Origin of the sequence: Veillonella parvula, from assembly GCF_902810435.1 — a bacterium.
Lineage (GTDB): Bacteria > Bacillota > Negativicutes > Veillonellales > Veillonellaceae > Veillonella.
This window is the reverse complement of sequence record NZ_LR778174.1, coordinates 48,031-71,650: the sequence shown is the minus strand read 5'-3', so window position 1 is coordinate 71,650 and position 23,620 is coordinate 48,031. Positions and strand designations below refer to the sequence as shown.

The following is a 23,620-nucleotide window of genomic DNA, read 5'->3' as shown; positions in this document are numbered from 1 at the left end:
ACATTACAAGTTAACCATGACATATATATGCTCATAACAACCATTTCATCTATTTTTTGCATGCAAAAAGGCGCCAAAAGCATTTCGCTTTTGGCGCCTTTTATAAGCACTGCCGTATCAATATGTTATTTCATATTATTTCAAGCCCGCTTGTTGCATCAATAATGCAATTTGCGCTCTCATTTCTTCGTTGTCGCGTTGTACTTTTTCGTACTTAGCTTTCAAAGCAGTCATTTCATCCTGCATTACGTACATGGAGCTAATAGGGCCACCTTTGTAACGTTCAGGAACTGCTTTCTTAGCATCAGAAGTACCGAATTTACGAGTTACACCAGCATTCACCATGTTATGGTGGCTACCAACAGATACGCCTACATGGAACATTGTATCTTCTGCTGTGTAATGTGCAACGCCTAGAGCTGCCGCAGTTTCACCTCTGTAATTACCGATACCGGCCATTACTTGAGTTGGTTCCAATGGATCGTATTGAATCGGTTTCAACGCTGAAAGTGCCGCCGCATGAGCGCCCACACGTTGTGTTTCGCCCGCTACGGAGTTAATAGCATTAGCTAACCCATCTGTAGCACCTTTCAATTGATTTACGTTAACTGCATCAGTGCCGTTTACACCAGGGCCTACATTGGTAATTGTATTACCGCCATTGTTGAGGCCATCTTTAGTAAGGCTTACTGCGTTACCGCTAGCAGGTGTAATTGTTACACCGCCACCGTTCATAACTGTCGTATTACCTGCAGCATCCTTAGTGGTTACTGTTTCAAGACCTTTCAAGTCTTTCGCCATACGAACCTTGAGATTGCCAGTACCATCAGATACGACACCTAAATTGTCTTCTGTAGTTAACTTGCTAGCATCAGTAATGCCACCCACTACATTAACTTGTTCGTTAAGCTTTTTCTTAATTACGGAACCGCTATCGCCACCGTATTTCATACCATCGTCTTTAGTTGCCACTTGATGTGTCTTACCATTTTCGTCTTGGTACTTAATACGTGTGATTGCGTTACCATCTAAGTCTGGATCACCTTTATCAACGGTAATATCCGCATTACGGCCGTCTTTACCAGTTAAACCGATATGACCAACACCGTCTTTGCCGGACATGGATACAGCATCTTTACCGTCTTTGCCTGTGATACCTACTTTACCGTCTGTACCGTCAGCACCGTTAGGACCAGTAATGGATACGCCGTCCTTACCGTTTTTGCCAACTTTTACCTTATCAGTAGTTAAGCTGTCAGTTTTAAGGTCTTTCGCCATCTTGATATTAATATTACCATCTTGGTCGGCTACTGTTTTAATATTTTCACCGGAATATTTGTCATTCGCTTCTGTACCCTCACCTTTGATGGTAACCTTTTGGCCTAGATTACGGTGGAATTCACCTGTATTACCAGCAAAATTCATACCTTTTTTCGTGATTTCATCACCTAAGTTATTAATCTTATTATCCAAGGATTTGTGAGATTTTTGCAATTGATCTTCTGTAGCAGCGCGACCGCTTGTGATGTTGTCAGGATCCCAATCTTTGTTTTCTAGGCCTGTCACATAACCGTCTTTACCATCAACAGATACCTTGCCTGCTGCAATCTTACCATCTTTACCGTCAATAGTTACCTTGTCGCCCGCTTTAATTGTACCGTTTTCACCGTCAATCGTTACATTACCCGCTTTAATAGTACCTTTGTTGCCGTCGATTGTAACTTTATCACCAGCCTTGATAGTACCTGTAGTACCATCCATTGCGATTTGTTTCGTAGCATCAGAGCCCAATGTCACTTGATCTTTAAGACTTACTTCATAATTCTTGGAACCATTCGCATTGGTGCTAGGTGTCACAGTAATATTATTACCTGCAGATACCGTTGTGGATGCAGCTGCTGTAGCTTTATCCAATTGAGATTTATTAACTGCATCGTTAGGGTCCGTGCCATCAGCAACATTCGTAATCTTGTTACCGCCGTTATTTAAGCCGTCTTTTGTAAGACTTACTGCATCGCCACCAGCACGATTGATGGTCATGCCATCACCATTGATAACAGTATTATTGCCGCCGTTTGTGAAAGTAGCAGACGTCAAGCCTTTCAATTCTTTCGCTAAGCGCAATTTCAATGTATCGGAACCGTCGGAAACAACACCGATGTTGTCTTCAGTCGCTAATTTGCTTTCATCGGAGATACCGCCCTTAACATTCACTTGGTTGTTAAGTTTCTTTTTAATCACATTTCCTGTATCGCCGCCGTACATCATACCATCGTCAAGAGTTGCAAGTGTATGTGTATTACCGTCTTTATCTTCGGTCACTAAACGATTAATGCTTGTACCATCTACACCGTTTTTAGCGTCGCCACCTTTAAGTGTAACGCCGTCTTGACCGTTTTTACCAGCAATAGCCACACTATTAGCTTTGAGGTTTTTGTTCATCTTCACATCGATAGTTGTGTTGCCAGCTTGATCTTGTGTGATGAAAGTTTTAATGTTTTCACCGCTGTAGTTAGCATCAATATCATTACCTTCGCCCTTAACAGTAACCGTAGAGCCAAGTTTATTAGTTTTTACACCGCCACTGTTAGCATCGAATTTCAAACCTTTATTAGTTAATGCGTCTTCACTATCTTTGATTTTATCTTTCAAGTAATCCACATTAACCGCTTCGCTACCATCGTTGCCTGTAGCATATGCCAAGTTTGTCACATGAGTGCCACCCGCTTTGTTAGCATAGGCAGGACCTTCGTAACTTACTTTAGTTTTATCAACAGTGCCAGCAGGATCCAAGTCATACTTAACAGCACGATCTGTCAATTTATCAAGGCTAGATTTAGATGCAACATCCTTAATCTTAACAGTTTCTTTTTGACCTGCATGGTTTTTATCCTCTACAGTCAAGTCAACATCGCCATTAGAATCAACAGTATAAGCCTCATCTGCAGCAGCTGTATTTTTCACCAAACGGTAATCTGTAGCAGCAGCACCTTGATTCTTAACAACATCACTAATCTTTTTCAATTGATCTTCTGTAGCAGCACGACCGCTTACAGGATTAGATGTATTCACATCCCAATCTTTATTATCAAGACCAGTTACATAGTTCTTAGTATCAGCGTGTTTACCCATTGTTACACCGCCGGCTTTCACAGTATCTGTAGCTGTCAATGTTTGAACATTAAGGTTTTTGTTCAATTTAACGCCGATTGTAGTATCATCGCCAGTTTGCGTAATTTCAGTAGTAATATTACCATCACCATTTACTGTTACTTTAGAACCAAGTTTATTCGTTTTTTCATCGTTATTATCAGCGTTGAAACGAAGACCTTTATTGATTAGTTCAGTTTTGGCATTACTGATATTAGTATTTAATTCGTTTTTAGCCTCGTGTAATTGACCGCCGTTTACAGCGTCTTTGCTACCTGCACCTACAGTACCATCAGCAACATTGGTAATTTTTTGATCGTTCGCATTGATACCTGTTGGAGATACATAATTCTTACCACCCACAGTCAAGCCACCGTTGTTAATAGTAGTACCACCTGCTGTAACACTGTCCAAGCCAGTCAATGTTTTAGCTAATTTCACATTCAATGTGCCATTGCCGTCGGATTCAACACCGATATTACCGTCGGACAATGTGCCTGTAGCACCGCCTTTAACAGTAACTGTATCACCTAATTGTCGATTACTTACAGCACCAGTATCGCCAGCAAAATTCAAGCCTTTACTAATGGTTGTATTAATAGTGGAGATATCTTGCTTGTTTTTAGCGATATCATTTTTGTTATTTGCAATGTCGCCAGCATTTTTTGTGATATTTTGCTTATTAGTAGTAATATCTCCAGCATTTTTATCGATAGCGGTTTTATTAGTGTTAACTTTATCGTTAACCTTTTTCAACTGATCTTCTGTAGCACCGCGACCATGTACAGCTACAGGATTGTCTACATCCCAATCTGTATTTGTAAGGCCTGTTACATGACCAGCATCACCGTCTACAGTTACAGGGTTTGCAGTACCTACGGTAATTTTATTGCCTAAACCAACAGTAAATTCTTTGCCCCCATTAGCATTTGTAGCTTCTGTTACAGTTATATTTGCATCTTTTGGTTTTACAGTGGATGCTTTAGCTGTACCACCGATAGCAGCTTGTAATTGGCTATAGTTAACTGCATCATTAGGGTCGCTACCATTAGCAACATTAGTGATCTTTTGATTATTCGCATTGAGACCTGATGGAGACACATACGTTTTACCGCCTACAGTCAAACCACCGTTATTGATAGTAGTGCCACCAGCTGTAACGCTGTCCAAGCCAGTCAATGTTTTAGCTAATTTCACATTCAATGTGCCATTGCCGTCGGATGCAACACCGATATTGCCATCGGACAATGCACCAGTAGCACCGCCTTTAACAATAACTGTATCACCTAATTGTCGATTACTTACAGTGCCTGTATCGCCAGCAAAATTCAAACCTTTATTAATTTTTGTATTAATAGTAGAGATGTCTTGCTTATTTTTAGCGATATCAGTTTTGTTATTTGCAATGTCGCCAGCATTTTTAGTGATATTTTGCTTGTTAGTATTGATATCACCAGCATTTTTATCGATTGCAGCTTTATTGGTATTAACTTTATCATTTACCTTTTTCAACTGATCTTCAGTAGCCGCTCGGCCAGATACAGCCACAGGATTATCTACATTCCAGTCTTTATTTTGAAGGCCGGTTACATGACCAGTAGTACCATCAATAGTTACAGGGTTTGCTGTGCCTACTTTAATGGTATTACCTAATGTCATATTAATAGTTGTATCACCATTAGCTTGTGTAATTGCAGCATTGATATTGCTGCCATCACCTTTGATAGTAACTTTAGAACCTAATAGATTATTTTTAGCACCACCTGTATTAGCATCAAAGTTAAGACCTTTATCAATAGTGTCTTTATTGAATTTAATGGCATCATGAATCGTGCCTTTACCTGTGTTACCGATATTACTCATCGACAAGTTACCCGTATCAGGGTCAAGCGCTGCATTGCCACCTAAAAGGCCTTTTGTAGTGCTTGCTAAATTACCTAAAGTATTAGCAACACCATATAATTGGCTACCGTTGATTGCATCTGTAGATTGTGCATTCACACGACCTGCAGCCACATTTGTGATAGTACGTTTTACCGTATCACTACCCACACTAAGTGTGGAATCAGCACTGCCACCGGCATAGTTTTTATACCATAAACCATTTACCAATTGATTTGGTGTGCTTACTACATTAGCAGTCTTGGAGTTAGCACCTAATGCAATAGATCTTTGTTGATTAGCATCAACTTGTGCATTATGACCAATAGCGATAGCATCCTCAGCCGCTACATTTGCACTAGTACTCATAGCAATAGAATGATCTGCAGTTGCTTTTGAAGTCTCACCAATAGCGATGGAAGAAGCACCACTAGCTACACTATCCCAACCCATAGCAGCAGCATTAGTAGCTTCAGCTTTAGAGTTCGCACCGATTGCGCGAGCACCCGCTGCCAATGCTTTTGCACCGTTACCGATGGCTACGCCCCAGTCGCCTCGAGATTGAGAACCGTTACCCATGGCGATAGCACCGCCTTTGGACGCCTTCGCATTATTACCGAAGGCCATGGAGGAACCGCCATAAGCACGAGCATTGGAACCGAAAGCCTGGTCATTATCAAGACCTATCAATTGATTATTTTCATCAAAACCGGCACGGGCATTATTCCCTAAGGCAAAACCATTCGTCGACTGCACGCGTGCTTCGTTACCGATAGCCACACCGTTGTTAGCGATTGTACGCGCATTACGGCCGATAGCCACCGCCTGTGCACCTTGACCGATAGTGCTCGTACCGATAGCAATTGTATTGATATCCTTTGTTGTCGCATCATGACCGATAGCGATACCACCGCTTTTATCCGTAATACCCGGCGTCGCCGTTGCAGGGTTAACACTTACTGTCGCACCATGACCGATAGCGATACCGTTCTGGCTTTCAGATTCGGACGGATCAGCTTTACCGACGGTAGCGCCTGTTCCCATAGCCACACTATAATCACCCCGAGCATTTGTGCTATCACCAATTGCGATACCACCGTCATTTTCAGCTTGTGCGCCGATACCATTTTTAATCGGTGCCCCCAAGACATCAGTCGGCATCATAACACCTGTCAACATAACGGCAACCGCTGTAACACCTACCATTTTAGAAAATACAACCGACAAAGAGGAACGTTTCGTCATGTTCTTTGCAGTTTCTGCTACAACAACATAGCAGCCCTTTGTGCGATTCCAAATCACTTTAAATACTCGATTCATTAATCTTTCTCCTATAAAACTTATAAAACTTACTAACTATCCTATATATTTAATGAAATAACAATGATGGATCGATGATGTATTGAGAATTCATCGACATTCTTGAATGTGTATATCTAAAATACCACATATTACAGGAAAAGTAAACTTTTTTTCATTTTATTTTCACAAAACTTTTGTGTTTAAGTTATTAATAATTTCGATAAAATTAAATATACTGAATATTCTGTATAAACACTGTATTTTTTTAACTATTATTCACCTACTTTCATAAACAATACTAAACTCTCCATAATTATGTCCCAATATCGCACCATATGTAACCAATTTATTTTCTCTTCATCATTCTGATTTATGATAGACTATATAATAAAATGATATCTTTTCATAAACGGATATCGTACAGTGTTTCTGCCATTTTGACTCAATGTACGTACACAATTACTACATACCTACTTAAGCCAATTAACTATTGCACAATCAATAAAGGTAGCATTTTATTATATAGTAAAAGGAATGACAGGTGAAATTCAAATCGCCTTCATTCCTTTTTTTATTCCAAGTCCCTCTAAAGGCGTATCGGCGGGCTTTATAGGCTTTATAGAAATAGAGCATATGTGTATAAAAACAATTTATACGATTACTCCATGTGTTTTTTAATTTTTATTGTTATACTGAAAGCAGAAAGGAGGAAGAAATCTATGTCAGAACTCAATATCTTACAACAAAATATAGATAAACCAAATACGGTTACCGAAGAAGATATCGTAGTTACACGAGATAATCAAACTTTCACAATCAAAGGTCGCTTTAATGGGGAAGAAGGCGTATTCACATATGATGCGGACGTTCAACCTAACGATCAGTTACAATTTCTGCATCACAACTTTACGGCCATCGTAAAAAAAATTACATATAAGGTGATTCAAGGTCAGCGAATCACATTGATTGCAAAATTATATGCATAAAAATATCGGGGTATTGTTAATACAAACAACACCCCGATATTTTTTATCGGTCATACAATTATAAGAAATACAATACAACACAACAACACTTAATTCTTATAATTGAATAATCTAAAATTATTGAATTGTTGGTGCATTAATCGCTTTGCGAAGATCCACTGTGTGAAGTTCGTCCATCGCAGGAGCTGCTTTTTCATCCACAGGTTTCACGCGATTATTACCGTCTTTCATAGCTTCGTTCAAGCTGAAGATTACCATTTCATTCATGTAGAAACGCAATTCATCATCATGTACATTGGCCGTATTGCGATCCAAGATGTCGATGATTTGTTGTGCGTAGTCCAATTTAGCGTCTTCAGATACAGTCGCATGTTCTGTGAAGAACTGTTTGTAATCGTTGTACAAACGGTCCAACGCTAAACGACCATAGCTATCATTTTTATAACGATGGCTCACGATGTACCAGCTGCGGCGAACGTTCATATAGTACAACACATTGTTACGGTAACGCTCTTGACCAGTCATAACGCGAGAATCGTCCATGATACGTTTGCCCTTTTGGTCCAATTGGAATTGTGTGAAAGCATTCACTACATCGCGAACTTCTTCGCTAGGTACAGCAACTGCAACTTCCGCTTCAATCACGTTTAATGGTTCAGCCGGTTGTTCTGGCATCATCAATCGATCTTGAGCCGCATCCGCTTGACCTACCGCGCATACACAAGCAAGTGCCAATACAGGCATAAATGTTTTGAATTTCATAAATCCTCCTAATGATGAGCCGCCTCCCAAAGGGCGGCTTTCATATTCCTTACATGATTCTTACATGACTAGAGTATACTAAATAACCCATTTAATCAAGTCAAATTTACTTTGTAAGCCCTGCTTGTTGCATCAACAATGCAATTTGAGCCTTCATTTGTTCATTATCTTCCTTCACAGAGGATAATTCATCAATACGTTGTTGCATACGTGCATTGTCAGCCTTCACAGAAGACAATTCGTTAAGGCTTTCTTGCATGCGTGCATTTTCAGCTTTCAATGCTGTTACTTCATCTTGCAACACATAAACAGAGCTGATAGGGCCACCTTTATAACGTTCTGGAATCGCTTTCTTCGCATCGGAGTTACCGAATTTGTGAGTTACACCAGCATTCACCATATTATGATGACCACCAACAGATACGCCCAAATGGAACATAGTATCTTCTGCAGAGTAATGTGCAACACCTAACGCCGCCGCAGTTTCACCTCTGTAATTACCAACACCAGCCATTACTTGAGTTGGCTCCAATGGATCGTATTGAATTGGTTTCAACGCAGCCATAGCCGCTGCATGTGCGCCTACACGTTGTGTTTCGCCCGCTACAGCATTGATTGCATTCGCCATCTTATCTGTTGCACCTTTTAATTGATTTACGTTAACCGCATCAGTGCCGTTTACACCAGCCGCAACATTGGTAATTGTATTACCACCGTTATTGAGACCATCTTTAGTAAGGCTTACTGCATTACCGCTAGCAGGTGTAATTGTTACACCGCCACCGTTCACAACTGTGGTGTTGCCCGCAGCGTCCTTAGTGGTTACTGTTTCAAGACCTTTCAAGTCTTTAGCCATACGAACCTTGAGGTTGCCAGTACCGTCGGATACAACACCTAAATTATCTTCTGTAGTCAACTTGCTAGCATCAGTAATACCGCCGATAACGTTTACTTGTTCATTAAGCTTTTTGTTAATCACGGCACCGCTATCGCCACCGTATTTCATACCATCGTCTTTAGTTGCCACTTGGTGGGTTTTACCATTTTCGTCTTGGTATTTAATACGCGTGATTTCGTTGCCTTCGATATCAGGGTCACCTTTTTCAACAGAAATATCAGCACTGCGACCGTCCTTACCATTAAGACCGATGTGACCTACACCGTCTTTACCGGACATGGATACAGCATCTTTACCATCTTTACCAGCGATACCTACCTTGCCGTCTGTGCCGTTCGCCGTATCTGGGCCTGTAATGGATACGCCATCTTGACCATCTTTACCAACTTTAATAGTCCCTTTATCGCCGTCGATTTCAACCTTGTCGCCAGCTTTGATTGTGCCTGCATTGCCATCGATAGCGATTTGTTTCTTCGGATCGGAGCCCAATGTTACTTGGTCTTTAAGACTTACTTCATAGTTTTTGGAACCATTCGGATTGTCGCTTGGCGTAACCTTAATATTATCGCCCGCTGTTACCGTCGTAGTCGCAGCAGCTGCAGCTTGATCCAATTGAGATTTATTGACTGCATCAGTTGGAGCTGTACCAGCAGCTACATTCGTAATCTTGTTACCACCATTATCCAAACCATCTTTAGTTAGACTCACAGGGTTACCGCTAGCAGGTGTAATTTTCATGCCGCCGCCATTTACAACTGTAGTGTTGCCTGCAGCATCTTTAGTTGTTACTGTCTCAAGACCTTTTAAGTCTTTTGCCATACGAACCTTGAGGTTATTGCTACCATCGGATACGACACCTAAATTATCTTCTGTAGTCAACTTGCTAACATCAGTAATGCCACCGATTACATTTACTTGTTCATTAAGCTTTTTATTGATCACGGCACCACTATCACCACCGTATTTCATACCATCGTCTTTAGTTGCCACTTGGTGTGTTTTACCATTTTTGTCTTGGTATTTAATACGCGTGATTTCGTTGCCTTCGATATCAGGGTCGCCTTTTTCAGCAGTAATATCCGCACTTTTACCGTCTTTACCGCTTAAACCAATGTGACCTACACCATCTTTACCGGACATGGATACAGCCTCTTTACCGTCTTTATCAGTAATGCCTACCTTGCCGTCTGTGCCGTTCGCCGCATCAGGACCTGTGATGGATACACCATCCTTATTATCACCTTTGCCAACTTTTACAGATTCAGCTTTAAGATTTTTGCTCATCTTCACGTCAATGGTTGTGTTACCTGTTGCTGCATCTTGTTTGATGAAAGTCTTGATATTTTCACCGCTATAATTGCTATCAGCATCTTTACCTTCGCCTTGTACGATTACTGTAGAACCTAATTTACTAGTTTGTACACCGCCTACATTGGCATCAAATTTAAGGCCTGTTGCCGTTTGATTTGCCAAAGCTTGTTTCAATTGGTCTTCTGTTGCAGCACGACCAGATACAACATTACCTGGATCCCAAGTCTTATTATCAAGACCTGTAATATAGTTGCCTGTATTACCAGGGTTCGCACCATCAGCTTGTTTACCCATTGTTACGTCGCCTGCTTTCACAGTGTCCGTAGCCGTAACAGATCTAACATTAAGATCTTTCTTTAATTTAAGAGCAATCTTAGTATCATCACCAGTTTGAGTAATTTCTGTAGTGATGTTGTCATCACCGTTTACAGTTACTTTAGAGCCTAATTTATTCGTTTTTTCATCGTCATTATCCGCGTTAAAACGAAGGCCTTTATTGATAAGATCTGTTTTAGTATTATCAATTTTATTATTTAAATCATTCTTAGTATTCGTAATTTGGTCACCAAGATCTTGCTTAACTTGATGTAATTGACCGCCGTTTACAGCATCTTTAGAGTTTGCTGCCACATCGCCGTTAGCAACATTCGTTACCTTTTGGTCATTTGCATTGATACCATTTGGAGATACATAATTCTTACCATCTACGGTCAAACCGCCGTTATTGATAGTAGTATCACCAGCTGTAACACTATCTAAACCAGTCAATGTCTTAGCCAATTTCACATTCAATGTGCCAGTACCATCGGATACAACACCGATATTGTTGTCAGACAATGTGCCTGTAGCACCGCCTTTAACGGCAACAGTATCACCCAATTTCTTATTGATTGTTGCACCGGAGTCACCATCAAAGTTCAAACCTTTTTCAATAGTTTTATTGATAGTAACGATATCACCAGCGTTCTTTGCGATATTTTGCGTATTATTAGCAATATTACCGGCATTTGTTGTGATATTTTGTTTGTTATCAGCGATAGCTTGTTTATTTTTGTCGATTTGATCCTTATTATTGTTAACTGTATCGTTAACCTTTTTCAACTGATCTTCTGTAGCTGCGCGACCAGGAACAGCCACAGGATTGTCTACACTCCAATCTGTATTTTGAAGGCCTGTTATATGTCCTGCATTACCATCTACAGTTACAGGATGTGCAGTACCAACATTGATTGTATTGCCTAATCCAACAATATATTCCTTACCACCTGCTGCATTTGTACCTTCTGTTACAGTTACATTTGCATCTTTTGCTTTCACAGTAGGCGCTTTATCGATAGAGTTAATCACATTTTGTAATTGACCATAGTTAACCGCATCATTAGAGTTAGTACCATCAGCTACATTAGTGATCTTTTGGTTGTTCGCATTGATACCGTTTGGAGATACATAGTTTTTACCATCTACGGTCAAACCGCCGTTATTGATAGTAGTGCCGCCAGCTGTAACGCTGTCCAAACCAGTCAATGTTTAGCCAATTTAATATTTAGCGTATCAGTGCCATTGGAAACGACACCGATATTGTTATCTGTCAATTTAGTTACATCAGTCACGCCGCCCACAACATTAGTTTGTTCGCCTAATTTACGCGTAAATTTATTATCTGCAGCTGCTGCAGCTTTTACATCGCCTGCATAGGATACGCCCTTTTCTACTTCCGTTTTAACTGCAAACAATTGACTACCATTGATAGCATCAGTGGAGGTAGCAGAAATACGACCAGCCGCTACATTAGTAACAGTCCGTTCCATGCCTGCCTTGCCTACACTTACTGTGGAAGCAGGGTTTGTACCTGCAAAGTTATGAGTTACCCCATTGATTGTGGCAGAAGGAGTAGCCACAGTTGCTGCTGTTTCAGAGCCATTACCGATAGCTACAGCATTGTCATTAGCTACTTTCGTATTATTACCAAGAGCTAAACCATTAGCCCCTGTTACAGTAGCACTGTTACCTAAAACCATGCCATTATCTGCGGAAATAGTGGAGTTACTACCTACTACATAGGAATTATCCGTTGTAATGGTATTCTTATAACCGAACGCACCAGCTGTATTACCTTTAACTGTACCAGCAGTAACCTTTTTAATTTTATCGCCATTAGACTCTGTAGTTTCAGTAACAGTAGCCGTCCCTACTGTATTTTCACTACCGATAGCGTATGCATTATTACCATACACCTTATTGCCTCTACCTAGAGCACCTGCAGCGGAACCAGATAGAGTGGCATTCGTCATATCAAAGCCTACTATATTCGCATCGCCGAGGGATGTGGATTTCTCACCATACGCACCGGCTTGGCTACCGATAGCAAGAGAGTTATTCCCCCAGCTACGAGCCATAGCACCAATAGCGGAACTAGCCACACCTTTTGACAAGGAGTTAGCACCGATAGCATTAGAACCCGTGCCTAAAGACTGTGTCATCATACCAATAGCAAGGCTTGCATTTCCGATAGAAGCAGTATTTACATAGTTCTTACTATCATTAAGCCCTGCTGTACCCAATCCACTTGGATATAATGCAGCCACTTCACGGTTAAAGTTTTTTTGCGTACCTGGCACCGATAAATCAGGAATAGCCTTATATAAATCAGGCTTTGCCTGATCGATATCATCACCGCCGATAGCGATAGAAGACTGACCAATAGATCTTACATCACCACCGATAGCCACAGATTGTGTGCCATATACCTTCGCTACGCTACCGATAGCTACAGATTGTGAAAACAGCTGTCCGTCACCATCAACAGTAGCATTCTTTCTAATTATATTAGCTTCCGCTGCAGCACCGATAACCACGTCACCACGAGAACCGTAAGAAGCGGCTTCTGCACCCATTACAACTGCACCGGATCCAGGTTGTTGATGATACTTGGAAATCGTGCTCTTCGCTTGACGACCTATTACAATATCGCCATTTTCCTTTGCCACAGACCCTTGACCGATAGCAATAGTACCCGCAGGATATGGAACCTTCACTCGTTGTTGACCTTCAGCCTTCGCACCATTACCGATGGCAATACCATTTTCACTTGTTGCTAATGTAGCCGCGTCATTACCTATCGCCACAGACTTAGCACCTGCGGATTTTGCATTATCGCCGACTGCCACGCTATTGCTACCAGTAGCAGCAGCGCCAGGGCCTTGTATTACATTTGCTTCTGCAATTCCCGATACTAAACAACCCGTAATAGCAAACGCGCATAAAGCCGCACGAAAAGTAATGCTCGTTCTTGCAGAATTCACACTAGCTTTACCGCCACCGCTCTTAACTAACTCAGATACTACAACGTAGCAATTTTTAGCTTTACTCCAAATTACATTATAAATTCGATTCATGTTATTCCTTTCTCACCGAACTACCGGACTTGCCGGTTACGCATTATGTTTATAGCCTCATATAAAAAAGTAAAATAAAAGAAGAAGTAATAGATATAAAAAATCATCTACACTTCTAACATAAAACAATAGTACTCAATACTATAGTTTAAGTACTATTACGTATATCTTTTCCTATAAGATACTCACTCTAGCGACTACTATATCAAAAATATTCAATATTGTAAACAACTTTTTCATGTTTCATTCATTTTTATAGTTTATTTAATAGATTTAAAAAATAAGATAGAAATTCTTCATCTTTTCTATATATTTGTGGAATTAAATTTACATATTCATATATGAGAGATTTAGTCTATGTATGACAAAAGCCGAGGCAGATTGTGCCTCGGCTTTCACCATTTATATAGTCTAAATTTTATTGAATTGTGGGCGCATTAATCGCCTTGCGAAGGTCTACTGTAGGAAGTTCGTCCATCGCAGGAGCCATTTTTTCGTCCACAGGTTTCACGCGATTATTACCGTCCTTCATGGCTTCGTTCAAGCTGAAGATTACCATTTCATTCATATAGAAACGCAATTCATCATCATGTACATTGGCCGTATTGCGATCCAAGATATCGATGATTTGTTGCGCATAGTCCAATTTAGCGTCTTCAGATACAGTCGCATTCTCTGTGAAGAACTGTTTGTAATCGTTGTACAAACGATCTAATGCCAAACGCCCATAGCTATCGTTTTTATAACGATGACTCACGATGTACCAACTACGACGAACGTTCATATAGTACAATACATTGTTACGGTAACGCTCTTGACCGGTCATAACGCGGGAATCATCCATGATACGTTTGCCCTTTTGGTCCAATTGGAATTGTGTGAAAGCGTTAACAACGTCACGAACTTCTTCGCTAGGCACGGAAAGTGCCACTTCTGTTTCAAGCACATTCAATGGTTCAGCTGGTTGTTCTGGCATCATCAATCGATCTTGAGCCGCATCCGCTTGGCCTACCGCGCACACACAAGCAAGAGCCAATACAGGCATAAATGTTTTGAATTTCATACTTCCTCCTTATGATGAGCCGCCCTAGAAGGGCGGCTTTCATATTCCTTACATAACAAGACTAAGAATTTTTTTATTTGGAAAGTCCTACTTGTTGCATCAACAATGCGATTTGAGCTTTCATTTCTTCATTATCGCGTTGTACTTGATCGTATTTAGCAGTTAACTCTAAGTCATGTTGTTTCATGCGTTCATTTTCAGCTTTTAACGCAGTCACTTCATCTTGCAATACATACGCAGAGCTGATAGGGCCTGCTTTATAGCGTGCTGGAATAGCTTTCTTAGCATCGGATGTACCAAATTTGTAGGATACACCCGCATTAATCATGTTGTCATGACCGCCAAGAGATACGCCCATATGGAACATTGTAGATTCATTAGTATAGTGTGCTACGCCTACAGCAGCAGCTGTACTGCCTTTGTAGTGGCCTACAGCAGCCAATACTTGCGTTGGTTCCAATGGATCATATTGTAAAGGTTTGAGGCCGGAAATAGCTGCACTAGTAGCACCTACATCAGCGATCTTACCATCCACACTACGCATAGCATTGCTCAATTGATTTACGTTAACCGCATCAGTGCCATCTACACCAGGGCCTACATTAGTAATTCTATTACCACCGTTATTGAGACCGTCTTTAGTAAGGCTTACAGCATTACCTTGAGCAGGTGTAATTGTCACGCCGCCACCGTTCATAACAGTCGTATTACCAGCAGCATCTGTAGTAGTTACGGACTCAAGACCTTTCAAGTCTTTCGCCAACTTGATGTTATAGCCATCACCAGCAGCGTTTTTCACAACACCAATATTGTTATCCGCTAAACGGTTCACATCCGCACCACCAGTAAGGTTCATAGTATCTCCCAATCCACGAACCACTTTACCGCTATCACCAGGTTGGTCACCTTGGAATACACGGCCTGTTCTTGCTTTGTTATTGAAGTCGTCATTAACAGCTTTCAATTGGTCTTCTGTTGCGGCACGACCAGGAACTGCTACAGGATTTTCAGGATCCCAAGTTTTGTTATCCAAACCTGTTACGAAGTTGCCTTCTTTACCGTCGGAAGTTTGTTTACCTACAACAACGTCGCCAGCTTTCACAGTATTTGCCGTTACGGAACCGTCATTGCCGTCAATCTTAACTTGATTACCGCCATTGCCAGCTGTAATCGTACCTGCAGAACCGTCGATGTTAACTTGTTTTGCTGGATCTTGACCAAGAGTGATCTTATCGTTCAAGGCCATTTTGATAGCGCCATTGTCCACGGAAGTTTTGATGTTGCCGTCACCTTTCAAGTCGATTGTCTCGCCAAGAGGTTTCTTCACGGATTGACCGTCTTCCGCTTTAAGTCCAAAGCCTGTGGATTTGATGTCTTCAATAGCTGTATGCAATTGACCGCCGTTTACAGCGTCCTTGCTACCAGCGCCAATAGTACCATCAGCCACATTAGTGATCTTCTTATCAGCCGCATCGATACCGTCTTTTGTTACCTTAGGACCATTTTCGATAGTCAAACCGTCTTTATTAACAGTAACTGCTTTGTTACCACCATCATTGATTTGCAATCCATCTTTAGTCAACTTGGTCGCTTCATTAGCGCCATCCTTGATAGTAACACCGTTTGTATCCATCTTAGTGTTGCCTGTAGTTACAGTCTTAGCAGTTACAGTATCTACAGTGATGTCTTTTTTCAATTCTACCTTAACAGCACCGTCGTCTACGGATGTTTTGATATTTTTGTCATCACCTTTAACCTTAACAGTTTCACCAAGAGCTTTCTTCACGGATTGACCGTCTTCTGCTTCAAGGCCAAAGCCTTTAGTTTTAAGGCTTTCAACAGCATCATGCAATTGACCGCCGTTAACAGCGTCTTTGCTATCTTTGGCAACCGTACCGTCTTGAACGTTTGTAACCTTCTTGCCTGCTGCATCGATGCCGTCCTTCGTCATAGATGGACCATCAGTAATCTTCACGCCGTCTTTTGTAACAGCTGTCAACGGATTACCAGCTGCATCATTGATAGTCATGCCTGCGCCGTTTACAACGGTTTTACCGTTTGCACCGTTAGCTCCGTTGTTGAAAGTAATGGAGTTCAAGTCTTTAAGGTCTTTTGCCAAACGAACATTGAGGATATTATTTTTGCTGATAACGCCAATATTGTTTTCAGTCAAATCAGCTTCGTTTGTTACGCCGCCCTTAATGTCCAATTGTTCATTAAGTTTTTTCTTAATCACATTACCGGAGTCACCACCGTATGCCATACCATCATCCTTGGTTGCCACTTGATGTGTCTTACCATTTTCATCAGTGTATTTAATACGAGTGATTTCGTTACCGTTGAGGTCCGGATCACCTTTTTCAACAGAAATATCAGCGCTACGGCCGTCTTTACCGTTGAGTCCGATGTGACCTACGCCGTCTTTACCAGAAATAGATACAGCTTCTTTGCCATCCTTACCAGTAACAGCTACCTTGCCGTCTGTACCGTTGTCAGGACCTGTAATGGACACGCCATCCTTACCATCTTTGCCAACCTTCACGGATTCAGCTTTAAGGTTTTTATTCATCTTCACATTGATAGTTGTATCACCAGATGCTGGATCTTGTGTGATGAAAGTTTTAAGGTTTTCACCGCTGTAATCATCGTCAGCTGCAGTGCCTTCACCTTTAATAGTCACTTTGGAGCCAAGCTTGTTAGTTTTTTCGCCGCCTTGGTTAGCATCGAATTTCAAACCTTTATTAGTCAATGCATCCGCACTATCTTTGATTTTGTCATTCAAGTAGTCCACATTAACCGCTTCGCTGCCATCGTTGCCTGTAGCATATGCCACATTCGTTACGTGAGTGCCACCTTGTTTGTTGTTATATGCAGGACCTTCGTAAGTTACCTTGGATTTATCAAGGTTACCTGTAGGATCCAAATCATACTTAACAGCGCGGTCATCCAATTTATCAAGTTTGGATTTAGAAGCAATGTCTTTGATTGTAACGGTTTCTGTTTTATCTGGATGATTCTTATCCTGTACAGTCAAGGCTACATCGCCATTCGCATCCACGGTATAGTCACCATTAGAGCCTGCCGCTTGATTTTTAATCAAACGATAATCAGTGGAGTTAGCACTTTGAGCATCCAACGCTTTTTTCAATTGATCTTCTGTTGCCGCACGACCGGATACAATCTTATCTGCATCCCAATCTTTATTATCAAGACCTGTTACATAATTGCCTGTTTCGCTGTCGCCAGCTGCGTTGTTAACAGTTTGACCACCCATAGTAGCGTCGCCTGCTTTCACAGTCTTAGCCGCCGTTACAGAATCAAGATTTTTAAGGTCTTTCGCCAATTGAAGTTCTAATTTGTCAGTGCCATCAGCTTTTACGTTGATGTTGCCGGATGCGCTCTTGAATGTAGTAGACTCAGCTTCAGTTACACCTTCACCTTGTACTTTCACCAAGGAGTTCAATTTTTGTTTATTCACGGTACCAGTGTTGTTACCAGTGAATTGTAAACCGTCTTCCATAGTCGCAACTTGGTGCTCACCGTTGCCGTCAGTGTATACGATACGAGTAAGACCGTTTGTACCGTCTACACCTTTTTCGCCTTTAACACCGGTAGCAGGATCATTGTAACCAGGTTTTACGGATAAGTCGATACCATTAGTACCGTTCACGCCGTTCGTTCCAGCAGGGCCAGTTAAGCCAATGTGGCCTACGCCGTCCTTACCGGAAATAGAAACTGCTTCTTTACCGTTTTTATCAGTAACAGCTACCTTGCCATCTGTGCCATTCGCTGTGTCAGGACCAGTAATGGATACGCCGTCCTTACCATTTTTGCCAACCTTCACAGATTCAGCTTTAAGGTTTTTATTCATCTTCACGTCGATAGTCGTATTGCCTGTCACCGCATCTTGTTTGATGAAAGTTTTGAGGTTTTCACCACTGTAATCAGCGTCAGCTGCAGTGCCTTCACCTTGAATAGTCACTGTAGATCCTAATTTATTAGTTTTTACGCCGCCTACATTGGCATCGAATTTGAGACCTGTGTTAATCAAGTCATTCTTGGTATTAGTAATTTGATCGCCAAGGTCTTGTTTTACTTGATGTAATTGACCGCCGTTTACAGCATCTTTAGAACCAGCCGCTACGTTACCATCTTTCAAGTTAGTAATTTTTGTACCGTTAGGACCTTCCAATGTTACTGTGTCATGGCCTGTGTTACCGTCATATTTTACGGAACGATCTTTTACATTATCTAGTTCAGTTTTGGACGCAATATCCTTAATCGTTACAGTTTTAACGTCTTTAGATTTTTCGTCTTTTACTTTCAAATCTACTTGATTGTTTTCAACCTTATAGGAACCGTCTGCCGCGTTGTTCGGATTAGCAATTAAGCGGTAATCTGTAGCACTTGCATTAGCTTTATTAATAGCATCGCTAACCGTTTTCAACTGTTCTTCAGTAGCCGCACGGTTTGGTACATATACAGGATCTGCAATATTCCAAGATGTATTATCTAAACCTGTTACAAAGTTACCAGTTTGGTTAGCACCTTTGTTATCTGCTACCGTATGATTACCTACAGTGGCAGTACCTGCTTTCACAGTGTCGGATGCCGTTACAGATTGCAAGCCTGTCAAGTTTTTCGCCAATTGCAATTGTAATTTTGCATTGCCATCAGCACCAACAGCCACAGAAGTAACACCGATATTATTGCCTGTAGCAAGATCAGAAGCGCTTGTTACGCCACCTGTGATGTCCACTTGTTTGTTAAGTTTAACATTAGATGTAGCACCCATGTCGCCTTTGAATTTAAGACCGTCGTTCAAAGTTGCCACTTCTTCGTTCGTGCCGTCAGGTTTTTGGTACATAATACGAGTTGTAGTCGCGCCAGGAGCACCATCTACACCGGGTTGACCGTCACGAGTAACGGAAATGTTAGTTGTTACACCGTCTTTACCGTTGATGCCGATTTTACCGTCTTTACCATTTGCACCAGTTGCAGTAATTGTTTCTACATTGAGGTCTTTTCCGAGTTTCACATTAATTGTGCTGTCACCGTTAGCGTCTTGAGAGATTTCCGTAATGATATTGGAGTTATCACCTTTAACTGCTACTTTGGAGCCCAATTTATTTGTTTTTTCACCGCCATTATTAGCGTCGAATTTAAGACCCTTATCAATAAGATCTTGTTTAGTTGTATCAATCTTATTGTTTAAATCATTTTTAGTATTTGTGATTTGGTCACCAAGATCCTGCTTAACTTGATGTAATTGACCGCCGTTTACAGCATCTTTAGAGCCAGCCGCTACGTTACCATCTTTCAAGTTGGTAATTTTTGTACCATTAGCACCTTCTAATGTTACTGTGTCATGACCTGTATTACCATCGTATTTCACAGAACGATCTTTTACTTTATCAAGTTCAGTTTTAGACGCGATATCCTTAATTGTCACAGTATTAACTGTACCGGATTTATCGTCCTTCACTTGTAGATCAACTTTATTATTATCAACTTTATAAGAGCCATCTGCCGCATTGTTCGGATTAGCGATTAAACGATAGTCCGTAGCACTTGAGTTAGCCGCTTTCACAGCATCGCTGACAATTTTAAGTTGATCTTCTGTTGCCGCACGTCCGGACACGAAGGCAGGATCAGTTAATGTCCAATTTTTATTGTCCAAACCGGATACAAAGTTACCATTTTGAGTAGCTGACTTATTGTCTGTTACAGCTTGGTTACCCATAGTAGCAGTACCAGCTTTTACAGTTTTTGTAGCAGTTACTGTATTAACATTGATGTCTTGACCCAATGCAACCTTAATTGTTGTATCGTCGCCAGTTTGTGTAATTGTAGTGTCGATGTTAGTACCATCACCAGCTACTGTTACCTTGGAGCCTAATTTATTTGTTTTTTCGCCGCCATTATCAGCATCGAATTTCAAGCCTTTATTGATAAGCTCCGTTTTTGTATCATCAAGTTCTGTTTTAGATGCAATATCCTTGATAGTTACAGTTTTCTTATTCGCAGGGTTTTTAGCATCTTGTACAGTTAAGTCAACTTTATTGCCAGATACAGTGTATGCTTTATCAGCAGCACTGCTATTTTCAACTAATTGATAGTCAGGAGCATCTACGTCAACTTTATATGTTTTATATGTACCGTCAGTACCTTCTGTAATCGTTGTATTTTTACCAGCTACAACTTTTACGGCTTTTTGTGCTTCATCACGAATAACGGATTTACCGCCGTCTGTAATATTGGACAAGTCTTTATTTGCCGCATTGTCGATTTTATTCTTAGTAGCATCAGTCAACGCTACATCGATTGTTTGGTTGTTAACAGATGTCGTAACATAAGAACCATCGCCTTTTACAGTCAATGTTTGGTTATCCAATAAAACGTCATTTTTGCCAGTGTTACCAGCTACTTTCAAATTAACATTGCGCAATTGTGCCACGTTAACAGCGTCAGTATCAGCTGTACCTGCAGCCACATTAGTGATTTGACGAGTTTTTGTACCGCCGTCACCTACGGACACCGCACCCATAGTGGAAGTCAACGCAGCGCCTGTCAATCCGCTATAGCCGTTTGTACGGCTGTCTGCAGTTTTCACATTATAGCCTGCTGTACCTGCTGCAACGGAAGCAACGGAGTTTGCACCCAATGCAACGCCATCATCTACACTGGATTTAGCTTTATAACCGATAGCCGTACTGTTCGTATTAGCTGCAGTCGCATCAGCACCGACAGCTGTCGCGAAATTACCTGCTGCGGAAGTACGTACACCAGCTGCTGTCGCATTATTGCCTGTAGCACCTGTGTTATCGTAGTTCGCATCGGCAGATGTGCCTTTAGCACTGAAGAAATTCGTTTGCGCCGCTTCAACAGCTTCTTTTACCGTATGATACGTGCTGTTCTTGATATTGAAATCAGGCGCTTTATATGTAGAACCATTCGCTTCATAGCCCGTATATGTAGGACCTGCGATGGATTTTGCCAAGTTACTGTTTACAAATTTTAATTGTTTTACATTTGTTGCGTCAGTATCGTTTTCACCACCTGCTACGTTGATGATACGGCGTTCAGAACCTACGTTACCTACCGCAACAACACCGTTTGCAACATTGTTGTTTTGTTGATTAGTGAAAGCAGAGTATCCATTAACCAAGGCACCTCTTACTTCCGTACCAGTACCCAATGCCAAGGAATTATTGGATTCTGCAACAGCATTTGTACCGATAGCCATGGAGTTAGTACCTGTAACAGTAGCACCAAGACCGATAGCTGTCGTATTAGTATTGTTTGCTTTCGCTTCTTTACCGATTGCAATGGCACCATCTTTAGATGCATTAGCCGCACCGCCAAGTGCAAGCGCATCAGCACCCAAGGATTTTGCATTACCACCTAATGCGATAGAGTTGGATAATTTGGCTTGGGAAGAACTACCCATAGCGATAGCATCAGCACCAGCAGCATTAGAGCTACTACCCATGGCAAAGCTGCTTACACCACTTGCATTTGCACTTTTACCCATCGCTACCGCATTTTGTGCGGATGATTGCGCCGTATTACCGATAGCAAAGGCATTCTCTGCACTAGCATTAGCACTATAACCCATAGCTACCGCATTAGCGCCACCAGTACTGGATGAAGAACCGAATGCCATAGAATCATCTGCACCAACTGCAGTACGAGCTTTTGTACCGAAAGCAAGAGAACGAGCCCCTTCTGTTACGGTATTACCATCGCCATTATATTTAGCACTTGGAGTACCATGTTGTTGACCAGGTAATTTTATAGTTTCTGCCGCACCGATTGCAATGGATTGATCCGCTTTTGCTGTAGCGGAGTAACCCATGGCAAAACTACCATTACCCTTTGCCCAGGATGCAGTACCCAATGCTGTGGAGAACTCACCTTCTGCAGCGGATTGACGCATCATAGCCAAAGAGTTAAATCCGCTCGCCTTTGTAGCTGTACCAAGAGCCATAGCAGATGGTGATAAAGCCTGAGCATAATGACCTAAAGCAAAAGCAATACCACCTGTGGCCTGAGCATAGTTACCGATAGCTAAACCGGAATAATAAGTTGGATTACCAGTTTCCTGAATATTTGTATTTTTACCGATAGCAATGCCGGCAAAACTATTTTCTGTATAGTTACCTCTATCTGTACCATTGTACAAATGACTATTATCAAATGGTGTCAGGTTCCCAGGGTTTTGATAATTATATAAATAACTACCTTCACTATAAACTACATTACCAGTAGCATAACCAGCGCCATTTACATCATTAATCGTCATAGCAGTATATGTAGCAGCATTAACTGTAGTAATATTACCACCCATTAATAATGCAGCCACCGCCATAATCGCACTCATACGAGCCCAGGTTGTACCGCTTTGTACGGATTTCACCTTACCGCCACCTGTTTTTACAATTTCAGATACTACAACGTAGCATTTTTTTGTTTTACTCCAAATAACATTATAAATTCGATTCATAATTATCCTTTCTTACCGAAAACTCAGTAAAACACACCACTTGTGTTGCATAATATTGCAAAGATAATAAAAAGAAGAAGTATAACGATTAATTATCATCTACACTTCTTACACCAAATATTAGTATTCCAAATTACGATCTGAATACTATAATTATTCATGATTCTTCATCATATACTCACCCACGGCAATACAATATCAAAAAATTTCTATCTTGTAAACAACTTTTTCATCTTTTCTTCACTTTTATCGTTTATTTATTTCTAATTTAATACTTTTTAATTTTAGGAAATAGAATCTTCATCTTTCCTATCATTTATTACGATAAATCCACATATCGGAATATAACGATTATTGTAAATACTT

At 41.0% G+C, this 23,620-nt stretch carries 7 protein-coding genes; 1 reads left to right on the top strand and 6 read right to left on the bottom strand.

Annotated elements, in window-relative coordinates:
• Positions 1-135: 135 nt before the first annotated feature.
• Positions 136-6,351: an ESPR-type extended signal peptide-containing protein gene (locus FNLLGLLA_RS00205; protein ID WP_156697414.1), complete on the bottom strand. Its 6,216-nt coding sequence runs from the start codon at positions 6,349-6,351 to the stop codon at positions 136-138.
• A gap of 701 nt (positions 6,352-7,052) precedes the next feature.
• Between FNLLGLLA_RS00205 and FNLLGLLA_RS09875 the strand changes: the two genes are divergently transcribed.
• A complete protein-coding gene (locus FNLLGLLA_RS09875; RefSeq protein ID WP_004692901.1) occupies positions 7,053-7,319 on the top strand; it encodes a hypothetical protein in 267 nt (88 codons plus the stop codon).
• Between the two features lie 117 nt (positions 7,320-7,436).
• Here FNLLGLLA_RS09875 and FNLLGLLA_RS00195 read toward each other — a convergent pair whose 3' ends face one another.
• The 5 genes from FNLLGLLA_RS00195 to FNLLGLLA_RS00180 all read right to left on the bottom strand — a co-directional run bounded on the left by FNLLGLLA_RS00195 (position 7,437) and on the right by FNLLGLLA_RS00180 (position 23,254).
• Entirely contained in the window at positions 7,437-8,081 is a 645-nt protein-coding gene (locus tag FNLLGLLA_RS00195) for a hypothetical protein (protein ID WP_156697413.1), read from the bottom strand.
• A gap of 106 nt (positions 8,082-8,187) precedes the next feature.
• Positions 8,188-11,814, bottom strand: a complete 3,627-nt coding sequence (locus FNLLGLLA_RS09850; protein ID WP_462933659.1) for a YadA-like family protein — start codon at positions 11,812-11,814, stop codon at positions 8,188-8,190.
• A complete protein-coding gene (locus tag FNLLGLLA_RS09845; protein WP_415669144.1) occupies positions 11,811-13,685 on the bottom strand; it encodes an ESPR-type extended signal peptide-containing protein in 1,875 nt (624 codons plus the stop codon). Before FNLLGLLA_RS09845 ends, FNLLGLLA_RS09850 begins: the two co-directional genes overlap by 4 nt.
• A 418-nt stretch (positions 13,686-14,103) precedes the next feature.
• Positions 14,104-14,748: a hypothetical protein gene (locus FNLLGLLA_RS00185; protein WP_156697411.1), complete on the bottom strand. Its 645-nt coding sequence runs from the start codon at positions 14,746-14,748 to the stop codon at positions 14,104-14,106.
• A gap of 73 nt (positions 14,749-14,821) precedes the next feature.
• Positions 14,822-23,254, bottom strand: a complete 8,433-nt coding sequence (locus tag FNLLGLLA_RS00180; protein WP_156697410.1) for a YadA-like family protein — start codon at positions 23,252-23,254, stop codon at positions 14,822-14,824.
• Between the last annotated feature and the right edge of the window lie 366 nt (positions 23,255-23,620).